At 35.6% G+C, this 12,835-nt stretch carries 9 protein-coding genes; 5 read left to right on the top strand and 4 right to left on the bottom strand.

Annotated features, from left to right (window positions below):
• Positions 1-411: 411 nt before the first annotated feature.
• The 4 genes from HMPREF9225_RS00945 to HMPREF9225_RS00930 all read left to right on the top strand — a co-directional run bounded on the left by HMPREF9225_RS00945 (position 412) and on the right by HMPREF9225_RS00930 (position 6,291).
• Complete coding sequence (locus tag HMPREF9225_RS00945; RefSeq protein ID WP_040551245.1) at positions 412-1,287, top strand: M48 family metalloprotease; 876 nt, start codon at positions 412-414, stop codon at positions 1,285-1,287.
• Positions 1,288-2,084: 797 nt separating this feature from the next.
• Positions 2,085-2,798, top strand: coding sequence for an ABC transporter ATP-binding protein (locus tag HMPREF9225_RS00940; protein ID WP_008901040.1), 714 nt, complete (start codon positions 2,085-2,087; stop codon positions 2,796-2,798).
• On the top strand, positions 2,795-4,927 hold the full coding sequence (locus tag HMPREF9225_RS00935) for a COG1361 S-layer family protein (protein WP_008901039.1): 2,133 nt from the start codon (positions 2,795-2,797) through the stop codon (positions 4,925-4,927). The genes HMPREF9225_RS00940 and HMPREF9225_RS00935 overlap by 4 nt, the downstream gene beginning before the upstream one ends.
• Positions 4,927-6,291 carry an ABC transporter permease gene (locus HMPREF9225_RS00930; RefSeq protein WP_008901038.1) on the top strand — a complete coding sequence of 455 codons (1,365 nt, stop codon included), beginning with the start codon at positions 4,927-4,929 and terminating at the stop codon, positions 6,289-6,291. Before HMPREF9225_RS00935 ends, HMPREF9225_RS00930 begins: the two co-directional genes overlap by 1 nt.
• 68 nt (positions 6,292-6,359) lie before the next feature.
• On the opposite strand, the gene HMPREF9225_RS00925 is transcribed toward HMPREF9225_RS00930, so the two are convergent.
• From HMPREF9225_RS00925 to HMPREF9225_RS09710, 4 genes are all read right to left on the bottom strand, one after another.
• Positions 6,360-7,517, bottom strand: coding sequence for a DUF4097 family beta strand repeat-containing protein (locus HMPREF9225_RS00925; protein WP_008901037.1), 1,158 nt, complete (start codon positions 7,515-7,517; stop codon positions 6,360-6,362).
• 1 nt (position 7,518) lies between these two features.
• Positions 7,519-7,890 carry a DUF2089 domain-containing protein gene (locus tag HMPREF9225_RS00920; protein WP_008901036.1) on the bottom strand — a complete coding sequence of 124 codons (372 nt, stop codon included), beginning with the start codon at positions 7,888-7,890 and terminating at the stop codon, positions 7,519-7,521.
• Between the two features lie 224 nt (positions 7,891-8,114).
• Positions 8,115-9,521 carry a radical SAM/SPASM domain-containing protein gene (locus HMPREF9225_RS00915; protein WP_008901035.1) on the bottom strand — a complete coding sequence of 469 codons (1,407 nt, stop codon included), beginning with the start codon at positions 9,519-9,521 and terminating at the stop codon, positions 8,115-8,117.
• A gap of 208 nt (positions 9,522-9,729) precedes the next feature.
• Positions 9,730-10,941 carry a copper amine oxidase N-terminal domain-containing protein gene (locus HMPREF9225_RS09710; RefSeq protein ID WP_008901034.1) on the bottom strand — a complete coding sequence of 404 codons (1,212 nt, stop codon included), beginning with the start codon at positions 10,939-10,941 and terminating at the stop codon, positions 9,730-9,732.
• 139 nt (positions 10,942-11,080) lie between these two features.
• On the opposite strand from HMPREF9225_RS09710, the gene HMPREF9225_RS00905 reads away from it, so the two are divergent.
• The gene (locus HMPREF9225_RS00905) at positions 11,081-12,805 is read left to right on the top strand and encodes an S-layer homology domain-containing protein (protein WP_008901033.1); all 1,725 of its coding nucleotides are present in this window, start codon (positions 11,081-11,083) and stop codon (positions 12,803-12,805) included.
• The last annotated feature ends 30 nt before the right edge of the window (positions 12,806-12,835 follow it).

The raw sequence follows: 12,835 nt of genomic DNA, 5'->3' as shown, positions 1-12,835 counted from the left end.
GAAGCAATCAGCTTCCATAAACCTAGAAACTAAACTCACTTTCCTCAGGCGAAGCCGTAAGAAATTTTAAACACATATAAATATCCCGTAGCGGAAGCATTTTGCTTCCACAGCCGAAGGCTACAAAAGTCTTCCCAACTACAGTCACCCTGAGAGGCAGTCGAGTTCTTCAAATCGGCCTTCACTGTGTTTGGCTTCTTTGGGACTATGCACGAGACCTGCTACGAAATCAAAGATTTCGGCTAGGGCTTCGAAGAATCTGACATATATCTAGGTCCAATCAAAAATAAAAGCTCAAAGTCGATTCCGATGAAAAAGGTAATTCGAATATATTGGTCAAACATTGATTTTTTATAGGTAATGGGTTAAAGTAAAGTCAGAAATATTTTGAAAAATACAGCGGAGGGAAAAATGAAAATTAAAATTAAAGATTATCTAAAGCACCTTTGGATTAACAAATATTATGGCGTGATTGCATATATACTACTACCACTTGTCATTATAGTAGGTATTTCTCCAGATAACACCGATGATGCAGGCTTTTTCATTGAAATGCTCTTTAGTAACTATGTGTTATTAGCACTTTTCATGTATGCCTTTGGTAGCGCTATTTGTAGAAAGATACTAAACGCAAGTCAAGTAAAAAGAGCGGAATATAAAAGTTTGATAGAGGTGCCAATTAGAAAGTATATCGAAGATTTAAAAAATGCTGAAGTTGCGTTAAGTGACGATATTAACATCTATGTATCTGAAATGGAATATCCATTTGCATATGCAATCGGACAAAAAACATTGGTTGTATCTACTGGGTTATTGGAATATCCAAATTTAATGGAAGCTAAAGTAAAGAGTGAGCTTTTTAAAATGTTTAACCTAGGTTCTTCCACAATACTATTACTGCTTGGAAATAATATTATAATCTTCTTCGGAAGTCTTTTCTTAATGTTTTCAGGCTTTATAGATGCATTAACAGGTAGTAGAAGAAAGAGATTTTTGGGCGGATCAGATGCTGGAGATGGAGCGATGTTATTCTTATTTACCCTACTTTGTTTATCTGTATGGACTTTTATATCAAATCTACTACTAAAATCCTTTGTGCATAAAAAGACATATGAGGCGGATGAATTTATAAATGATATAGGACTTGGATATGAACTTTGTGAGTATTTAGATCTAACTAAACAGTACAACAGACCTCATAGAATAAAGCTTTTTGAATTTGCAAAACCATCAGTAGATACTAGAATTGGACAACTACAAGATAAGGGCGTTCAATATACATTTTAAAAATAAAAATTATAAAATAAGAGGAATGTTGCCTATAGGGACATTCCTTTTTTATATAAATTTAAATAAATTATGAGGTCAACTCCTTCACTTGGTCATCCTGAGAGGCAGTCGAGTTCTGCAAATCAGCCTTCGCAATGCTCGTCTTCTTTGGAACTATGCACGAGACCTGCTACGAAATCAAAGATTTCGGCTAGGGCTTCGACGCTACAATGAACCTCACAACTACAGTCATCCTGAGCGAAGACGGCTTTTGCCGTCGAAGTCGAAGGATCTGACCTATATTTAACCCATCTATTCCAAAAAAATATTACAAAATACCTTTACAATTGCAGTCACCCTGAGCGAACGAAGTGAGTCGAACGGGTATAAGCTATATTTAACCTAGTCAAGGCAAGTGAAATCATCCATACATAACCCCGCCATGGTTATACCCATTCGACTCCAATGACTCAGCCTTTGGCTTCGTCATTTCCGCTCAGGGTGACTGTCTCCATCTGGTACTTCCACTACAAAAAATAACAATGATAACACATGATATCCGGATAGCATCAAAAACAAAAAAATAAAAACACATGCTATACGTCTACATCTAAAGACGAACGTAGTGAGTCTTAGCAGGTGTGATGCAACCTGTTTCCCAAGAGGCGTAGCCGATTGGTTGAAACAGTCTGCTGATAGCATCAACATAAAAATATAAAAATTTTACAAAATTTTCAGATAGGAATTCTCAAATTTAATACTTTTGTAAACTATTAAAATCTTAGCTATGTTATACTAAAACAAGAGGTGGTAATATGAAGCTTATAGAGATTCGCGACCTGAAGAAAATCTATAAAATGGGCACAGAAAAAGTAGTAGCCCTCGGCGGAATAAATCTAGATATATACGAAGGAGAAATCCTCTGTCTACTAGGTACTTCCGGCTCAGGTAAATCCACACTTCTAAATATGGTTGCAGGACTAGACAAACCAACCTCAGGAACGATCTCCATCGGCGGGATACATATTGAGAAGCTAAGCGAAAGCCAGGTAACTAAATTTAGAAGATTAAATGTCGGATTTATTTTTCAATCCTACAATCTTATAAAAAATCTCTCTGCCATGGACAATGTCAGTTTGGGACTCATATTTAAAGGAGTTCCTAAGAAAAAAAGAGATGAACTTGCAAAAGATATACTTGAAAAGGTAGGACTAGGAGAAAGACTCCACCACAAACCAAACGAGATGAGTGGTGGTCAACAACAAAGAGTATCCATAGCCCGAGCATTTGTCGATGCACCTAAGATTATCTTTGCCGACGAGCCAACGGGAAATCTGGACACCAACACATCATTTGAAGTAATGAACCTCATGTGCGAAATGGCTCGTAAGAACAATCAAACACTGATAATAGTAACACACGACGTAGAGACATCCATCTACGCAGATAGGATAGTGGACATGAGAGACGGGATGATAACAAGCATAGAAGAAAATGACGCAAAGATACCTAGAAAGGAGATAGTATGAAAAAATTCACTTCTATATTACTGGCATTAATAATGCTATTTACGATTAATACTTATGCAAATGGAGCAAACCAAATTGTTAATCCTTGCATTGTTGTATCTGTAAATCAAACAACAAATATTTTAAGCAATGGCAGTGCCAATGTTAAAGTAAAAATTAAAAAAGATAAAACTTATAATGAAGATGTAACAGATCTTATTATAAAAGCGTCTATAAAAGATCCGGACAAAGTATATATCCAAGGAGACGGATATGTCTATAAAAGCGATAATTCAATATACTTTAATTTAAAAGATAATACTGAACAAGAAGGAAGTTTTGATATTGTTGCTGACAGTGGATTTCAAGGTGGAACTGTTCCTGTTACCTTAGATTTACAATATAAGGTAGGAACTAAAACTCTTACTCAACAAGAAACTGTCTATGTAAAAATAACTGCGCCTTCAAAACCTGTTAACCCAGCAATAGAAATTAAAAAGGTTGAAACATTCTGGATAAACGAACAAGAAGCGGGCAAGGAATTCCAAGTTCCATTCCAAGTTACAAACACTGGTGATGCTCCTGCAAATAATATAAAACTATCCATTGATAAACTTGAATCACAAAAGATCACCCTTGCAAGCGGACTTTCTACTGTTGATATTACAACTCTTAACCCGGGAGAAACTAAGTACATCACTTTTAATTTAAAGTCTGATAAATCCACAGCCCCTGGAACGTACATGCTAGACCTTGACTATACATTTTCAGGATATGGACCAGGACAAGACAAAACTTCTGAACAAGCGCCTAAGACTGGCAAATATCAATTTTCATTCAATATTACTAAATCACAACAAGAGCCTTCAGCTCTAGAATTTAGAAATATCAAATTCCCATCAGGAATTCTATATAGAAATGCAAAGACCACCATTTCCTTTGATCTTGTAAACACAGGAAAGGTTACTGCTAAGAATCTAAAGGTACAAGCAAATAGCCAAGACCAAAACGGACTTGCTTCTAGAACCGTTTCAATTATTCAACTAAAAGAACTTGCACCAGGAGAAAAGAAAAACTTCTCCTACGACTTTATGGTTACACCTTCTGCAGAAACTAAGAACTATCCTGTGGAACTAAAGGTTGATTACACAGACGATACAAAGGCGGAAGCTCAATCTACAAGTCAAATCGTGGGAGTATTTGTAAAGGCTCCAGTTGAAAAGAATGACGGCAAACCTGTAAATGAATCTACACCTAAACTTATAATCGAAGATTATTATTTAGAACCACAAACTATTGAAGCGGGCAAGCCATTTAAACTATATTTAAAATTCTTCAACACTAATGCGAAGAAGACTGTTAAAAATATCAAGATCTTCCTTACTTCAGATACTCAAGAGTCTGTAGGTTCTGGAGATTCTAACGGAGGACAAACTGGTGGAGCTATGCCAACCGCGTCCGTATTTACACCGGTGGATTCTTCTAATACTTTCTACATTGCAAGCATCGCGCCGGGAGCAAGGATTGAAAAGGAAATTACTTTTACAACCGTTCCTGATACTGCTGCAAAAACTTATACAGTAGTTGCAAACTTTGAATACGAAGATGCAAAGGCAAATAAATATACAGACACCGCTCAAATTGGTGTGCCTGTAGTTCAACAAGCTAAACTTGAAGTGGGAGACGTGCTACCACAAGGTGAATTTATGGTAGGAGGGGAAACTCCACTTTCAATAGATTATTACAACACTGGTAAGGCAAATCTTTCAAACGTAATGATTAAGATCAAGGGCGAAGGATTGAAGTTCGATACACCATCATACTACAAAGGAGCTTTTGCACCGGGCTCTCAAGATACCTTTATGGTAAATGTAACTCCTGATACTCCAGGACAAAAGAAGGTTGAACTCGTTTGGACCTTCGAAGATTCAATGGGAGTTACCCAAGAGGTAAAGAAAGAATATGAATTCACCGTAGAAGATATGCCTAAAATGGATGAAAATGACATGAACAACCAAGACATGGGCGGAGGTTCATCTAAAGGTATCTTCAAAATACTCGGTGGGCTTGCAGTAGCGGCTGCAGCAATCGGTGGAGCATTCTTTATCTACAAGAAAAAGAAAAAAGAAAATGAGGATCTAACAATCTAATGAAGTTTAGCGATTTATTCAAAATGGCGGCGGGAAACCTGGCTTCGAGGAAGCTAAGGACATTCCTGACCGTTCTAGGTGTAATAATCGGTGCAACGGCAATAATTATAATTATTTCAATCGGTCGTGGTTTTAAATTTATGAACTCCAAATTCTATGAGGATATGGGGGACATGAGGGTCCTAGAGCTAAATAGTCAATTCACGAGATTTGATCCAGAGATGGACAAGCCGGGATACCAAAAGCCAAAGAAGAAACCGATGAACAATCAAACCATAAATGAAGTTTCTGAAATAGAACATATAAAGGCAGTAATCCCTATGTACGAAGCTACTGTCAGTCTAAAAATGGGAAGAGAAGAAGCTAGCTATGTGGATATAGTTGGGATGCCACCTCAATATATGGAAGACTATGGAATTGAGCTTGCAAATGGGAAATATATAGCGCCAGGAGAAAAAAATCCTGTGGTAATTTTAGGTTCCCAGGTTAAGTATCAATTCTACGATAGAAGTCGTCCTAACTATTTTTCAGAAAAGAAATCTTTGATGAATCGAAAGATCTACATCACAAAATTTGAACCAAAATCAACAAGTGACGATGATAGAATGTCAGATATGGGATCCATGGAGATGGATGGAAATCAAAACAATCAAAGCGACGGTAAACAAGTTCAACTTAGAATATCTGGAGAAATGACAGAAGGAAACGACTACCAAAAACAAAATTGTCTCTTTATGAGCATCGAAACTTATAAAGCCTTGGCGAGTCAATTCAAAGTAAAATTAAAATCCAAGAACTACAACAATATAAAAGTAGTAGTGGATGATATAAAAAATGTAGACGCAGTAACAAAATCGCTTAAAGATAAGGGATTTCGTCCTTACAATATGACGAAAGAATTCTTAGATAATGCCAATAAACAGATAGGAATCGTACAGGCAGTCTTTGGCGGTATCGGAGCAATTTCATTTATAATTGCAGCTATTGGTATCGCAAACACAATGATCATGTCCATCTACGAAAGGACCAAAGAAATCGGAATCATGAAGGTAATAGGAGCATCTATAAGAGATATTCAAAACCTATTCCTTTTAGAAGCGAGCCTTATAGGTCTTATCGGAGGAGTGATCGCAGTTGTAAACTCACTTATTATCTCTGTACTTGCGAACAAATTTTTCGCCGGGTACTTTATGGGACAGCTGGGTGGAGAAACAGTAAACTTCGAGCCTAAGATTTCCATAATTTCTGTAGGACTTATCCTAACTGCACTAGGATTTTCAACGCTAATTGGACTTCTTTCAGGATACCTACCTGCTAGACGTGCAATGAAACTATCCGCACTGGATGCAATAAGAACTGAATAAAATAAAAAAGCAACGAAGAGAATTTTTAAATTTTCTCAAATCGTTGCTTTTTATTTTGTATTTTTTTTTTAGTCTATGTTTTTGTTGTCTTCAATATTTATATTTGCATTTGCTGTTGCTAGTACGAAATCAATAGCGTTTCCTTCTTCTTCGAAATGGGTAGTGGATGCGACGATGTGTTTGTTATAGGAGTAGGTATCCTTTTGGGAATTTGATTTCATCTCAACGGGAATATTTAAATTGATTCTTCCGGAGGTGGTTGCGAGGTCAAAGTTTGCCCTGCGTCTTAGACTTCCAAGTTCCATAGACAAATCTCCGTTGGAGCTTTTGAGACTTGCTTTTTTTAGTCGATCTGTAGAAAGATTTTCTAAAAGGATAGAACCGTTTGAGGTATGTAGATTCAAATCGGAGAAGTCCAAGTTCTCTCCATTTATCTTGCCGTTGGAAGTTGTACCTTTAAAATCATCAAAAGAAATATCTTCCATAATAATCTTGCTATTGGATGATTTTACATTTGCCACTGAGCCTTTTGTGTCTTCTATATTAATCGGTCCGTTGGATGTGGTTATAGATAGTTCGTCTACATTTGAATCCTCAAGTATTATCTTTCCGTTTGTGGTGGATAGATCAAGTTTTGACGCGAAAATATCTTCTGCAAAAATAGGTGCGTTGGTAGTATCTACCACAATATTTGAAAATTCTCTACTTGGAATTTGTGCCACTACTTCTAGGTAGAACTGCTCATTTTCGCTAGGTTTTTTTGATTTAAAAGAAATGTGTTCGCCATCATTTTCAAAGGTGAAGAAGTCACTTTCTTCGAAGTTTTCCATATTTTTGTAGTGGACTTTAACATTTATATTTAGCTCATCATCGTCAGACTCTTCCAACTGAACAGATCCATTTCTATTGTAAATAAAAAGTTCTGGGTTTTTCATATTAGAAACATCTACCTTAAATAGTTTTTGGAAAAGGTCGAATTTTCCTTTGATTTGGAAAGTAAAATCCTTATCGAAAATAGTTGCGAATGTAGTTTTTATAAAATCATTTACGCTTTTTTCTATACCTTGGAATCCTTCCTTCGCCTTATCTACATCGAAGGAGATGACATTTTTATTCTTCTTATTTATCGGTTCTTCGTAGTCCAAAGCATTTAAAAGCTCTTTCGCTTCTTCTACTGTAATCTTTCCTTTTTGTAACATTTCTAGAATTTGATCTTGTTCTTTCAAATTAATCCCTCCTTTGTTTAAGTAAATTTACAGCTTCTTCAGAAGTGATTTCACCCTTATCCAGTTTATCTAAAACTTCTGAACGACTAAGAGTTATCTCTGTATCTTCTGGGTAACCTAGAGCCACCACTATTTCTTCCAATTTATTACGCACAGTTGGATAGGATATTCCCATCATGCGTTCCATTTCTTTAATACTTCCACGACTAACAAGGAAAAGTTCCACCATTTTAAGTTGCTCTTCTGTAAGCTGGTTAAACTTAGTTAAATAGAAATCTCCTTCTATGGAAATATTACAGTGTTTACATTCGATTCTAGTTGCAACGGTTGGCTTGCCACAGAAAGGACAAGTGCCTGGAATTTTATTTGCCATAAGATTCTCCTTTCATCTTTAACTTAATTGTACTACTAAAATTCAAAAATGCAATATAAATATTAAAAAAAATTAAGTTTTAAATTAAAAATATTAATTAAATTAACATAAAAATTAAAATAATTAAACTTATACTGAAGATTTCTAAACGGAGTTTTATAAAATAGTATAAAAAAACGACAGCCGAAAACTGCCGCTATAATTATTATTTATATAGGATATTATCAACGCACAATGGTGTGGTCTTTTTTATTTACTTTCTCTTGATTCCAATCGGAATTATATTCCTTCCAAATTTCTTCAGCCATTGGACGCCATTCCTTGGCATAGGCATCACATTTTGTACAGAGTTCTTCGGCGCTTTCGCTTGCGATTAAATCTGTGGAGTGAGCCTGTGAAGTCTCTACCATATGACGTAGAAACTCTGGATTTTCAAGCATTGGGCAAGGTCTGAAATGATTTTCGTTAAATGGTTGATTTTGTTGATATTGACGGAACAGTGGTTGAGCAAGTGCATCTTTTATGCTGGTGTCCCTTATATTTGCTGAGGAGTAGTGGATGAATACGCAAGGTTCCACGTCTCCATTTGCATTTATATGGAGATAGTTTTTGCCTCCGGCGATACAACCGTTTATAAATTCTCCATCGTTTTGGAAATCGATAGGGAATAGTTGAAAACCGTTAGGATCCTTTCTTATGTCACGAATGCGGTGGATCATGTACTTTCTTTGATCTGGCTTAAGCATTAGATCTACCACTGCATCTTTTCCTACTGGCATGTAGTGGAAGAACCACGCAAGGCGAGCTCCCTTATCTTGAACGAACTGTAAGAATTCATCTGAGGTTACTGTCTTATAATTCTTTGAGGTATAGCATACTGCAATTCCGAAAAGTAAACCTTCTTCGCGCATAAGCTCCATAGCTTTAACTACTTTTTCAAAGACTCCATCTCCACGTCTAAAATCGTTAGCTTCTTCAAATCCTTCAAGAGAAACTGCAAATGAAAGGTTGCCTACGCGTTTTACTTCTTCGCAGAATTCTTTGTCTATTAGGGTTCCGTTTGTAAATGCATGGAAGCCGCAGTCGTTGTGTTTTTCGCAAAGGCGGATCAAATCATCTTTACGAACTAGAGGCTCTCCACCAGTCAGTAGATAGAAATAACAGCCGAGCTCTTTGCCTTGGGTTATGATATCGTCCATCTCTTCAAAGGTTAGATTTAATTTATGACCGTACTCTGCAGCCCAACATCCTGTACATTTTAAGTTACAGGCACTGGTAGGGTCGAATAATATTGTCCAAGGTACATTGGTGCCCAGGCGCTTACGAATCTTTCTTTGAACTAGGGATCCGTATAACCCTGCTTGGTATCCTACATTTAGCGCTGTCTGTTTTAAAATATTTGGATCTGTGTGTTCATATACATCGAATGCCATCTTTACCCATTTGTGATCCATATTTTCTACGTTTTTCTTAGCATCTTCAAACTTTCTATCATCAAAGACTTTCATTTTTTGACCGTAATCCAAAAGCTTTAGCATAGCCTTTTGAGGGTCATCGTTAAAACTTTTTATAGAACTATCGATTATTTTCTCTGCAGTCTTGCGTCCCATTTTATTAGTTAAACTTGCCATTATGTATCCCCCTTAAAAAAATTTTTTGTGGCAACTTAAAATATGAACATTGTTCATTATTATGTTAGATAATTTATACCCGATATATGAGTTATTAAACATATAATTTTCATAGAAAACATTTGAAAATTAAATTCTAAATTAAAAAGAAAAAATTAAATAAAAAATAGCGGACTAGCCGCTATTTTAATTTCTATTTATTTTTCTACTATTGAAGTATTCCTTTTGTAAATCCATTTAGAGTATTTTCTCCGGAAGAGATTTTAAATTTAATATTATTTATTACAATAGATCGTGCTTTATCGTAGGAAGCTTTTTTGTTTTCTTCGTATTGAACGTCTCTTGCTTCATCGGTCAACAAGAACATTTTGCCATTTTTGGCGACTGTGCAAGCATCTTCATTAGTTGCAACATCTTGGTAGACCAATCTTACACTTCCACCGAAACTGAAATTTTCAACGTCATAGAATTCAATTCCATCTTTGGAGAATTCGAGTTGAAGCTTCATAAGATCTTTTTCGTTTATGGTAGCAGTTACTTTTGGATTTCCAAACGTGTAGATGAACTTACCTCCGTCAAGTGTTGCAGTTGTGCCGCTCATTTCCTTAACCTTATTTCCTGATGGAACTAGGATGATCCTGTCAAATAGTTTAAATGATCTTAACATTTCATCGGCAAGAGGTCCTGTAGGTTCCATAAAATCTTGTGCGTCTACTCTAACTACGCAACCTTTTTCTCCGTTAAGTATAGTTTTAAAATTCGTGTCATATTCATCTTTTTCTGTTATAAAGTAGTAAGAACCTAAGAATCCGGTATTATCATATCCATACTTCTTACCTTCCACATTTACATACTTAGAATAAACTGATACACCTTCATCATATTCGCTAGGTTTTATTTCTAGTTTTGCATCTACATCCTTAGGTACAAGTAGTTTAAATCCGTATTGAGGATAGTCTTTAACCACATAATTTGAACTTACCTTAGGTGCAGGTTTTGGAAATTCTGCAGGCTTCTTGCCGATGTAAACAGATCTTGAAGGTTCATCCCAACCAACTTCTTTTCCAAATGCTTCAGAAATAAATCTAAGTGGAACGAAAGTATAATTGTTGCTTAAAAATGTCTTTACATCCATTTCGCTTGCTTCGCCATTTTTTGCAAAGTCTTTGGAATTTACCTTTAGATCCACTACGTCAGTATCGTTTGAAATTTTAATAGCCTTGGTTTCATCGAAGTATTCAACTTTGTAGCCAAGGGTTTCAGAAATAAATCTAAGTGGTACAAAAGTTCTGGACTCTTTTACGATGACATCGCCATCTTGAAGCTTGCCATCGATGAATAGGTTGACATCTGATTTTGCCATCACACCTACGAATAGTAAGTTAATGAACAAAATGCTTACAAATAATTTTTTCTTCATATTTACCTCCCTTTTAAATTCATTATAGCATAGGGTGGATAAAGAAAATAAACAAAAACAAATTTCTTGAGACTCTGGTTAAGAACGCCTCTGTTTAATAATTGATAAAATTAGGTAAATATGATGTAAGAGGTGGATTATGAAAAATTTTAAAAAGATCATATATTTTCTAGTTTTAGCTATGTTTATTTCTATTCCTTCCGACGCATTTGCAGCGGATAGGATCGAGCTTAAATTTACAGAAAATAAAAATTTACAAGAAAATAATAGGGCAAACCCTAGATACTTAGTGGAGCTTGCAAAGAATGAAATGGTGGGCAGAAGCTCTTCAAAATATGTGGACGGTTTCTACTTCATAGTTGAAAGAGGAGAGGTCTATGCAATCATTCCTAAGGCTTCAGAAAATTTTAAATCAAGGGTTAGTATTTCTTACTATGGCAATGGTGATTCCAAAGATTTGGGCAACTTCACCACATCTGATAGGGAACAAAAGATATTTGTGGGCTATGGATACTACGGTGGAGAATATAAGATGAGTATTGAATCTGTTTCTTTCGATGGAACTACACTTTCTTCAGACAGCGTCACATACAATGTTGGAAAAGAAACGAAGAGCACTTCTGATTTTTATCAAACTAGGGACGATGATGTTGTAAGAAGACTTGCTTCTGAAGTGAGATTTAAAAAGACTGATAACGGATATGAAATCACAACTCCAAACCTACCTAATGGATATAGTGGTGAGCTTCAAGTAGAAGTTTCAAAATCAAAATCAACTGGTAGAATGAATTTGAAATTCGAAACTGAAAAGACTGTTTACTTCACAGAAAAAGATTTGGACCTAGTGGAAGCTTCTGCTATGGTAAAGATTAAAAACGGAAATAGAACTGTGGCGACAGACTTTGCATACATCTCTGACTACATCGAAATTAAAGAAAATAAGGGATTTAATCTTCTAAATGAAGCGTCAAATGCATTGCAACAGGTGAGATTTTACATGCATGAAGGTAGAAAGTTCGTTACCATTCCAGCTAAGACAAATAATTTGGAAGCGACTTATAAAATCTACACTCCATATGAGAGAGATGCCAGAGTAATCCAAGCAGAGGACAAGGTGTTGGAATATCCTCTAGATGGATGTGACAACTGTTACATGGTTGCAACTTACAAGACCTATAACACATTGGTTCTAGAAAAAGGTATAGAAGGCTTTGGTAAAAATCCATTCCACTACACAGATTTTCCAAGGACTAAAATTAAAATGGAAGATTTCAACGCAGATAAAAAGAACACCACTTTCAAGACAGAAAATGTAGTAGATGTTAAGAAGAGTGCCAATCTATCTGATATAAAAGGTCATTGGGCAGAAAAAAATATCGAAAGATTCGTAAAAGAACAGATAATTATGGGATATCCTGATGGAACTTTTAAACCGGAAAGACCTCTTACTTATAGAGAGGCTCTATCCATGATTAAAAGACTTGGAGATAAAAATTTGGTTGGTCTTTCAGTAGTTAAAAATAGTAATCCGAAATTCGTAAAAGGAACTTGGGGAGATGATGATGTGAGATTCGTCCTTTCAAGACTTCCTAAAAATATTTTACAAAATGTAGATTTGGAAACAGAAGCTAGAAGGGATGAAATTTCCTATGTAATGGCTCATTTCTTCAATTACAAAACTGGCAAAGAAAATGTAAATAAATTTAAGGATGAAAGGGATATAAATTATTTAAATGAAATCGAACTTTTAGTTTCAAATAAAACTATTAGCGGTTATCCAGACGGAACCTTTAAGCCGACAAATAAACTAAAGAGATGTGAATTTGTAACCATGATTTCAAATATACCAAATTTTACAAAATAAAGGGGGAACACCCCTTTTATTTTTTTTGCA

The organism is Peptoniphilus duerdenii ATCC BAA-1640 (assembly GCF_000146345.1).
GTDB classification, from domain to species: domain Bacteria; phylum Bacillota; class Clostridia; order Tissierellales; family Peptoniphilaceae; genus Peptoniphilus_B; species Peptoniphilus_B duerdenii.
The sequence above is the reverse complement of the archived record's forward strand: the minus strand, read 5'-3'. Positions and strand labels throughout refer to the sequence as shown.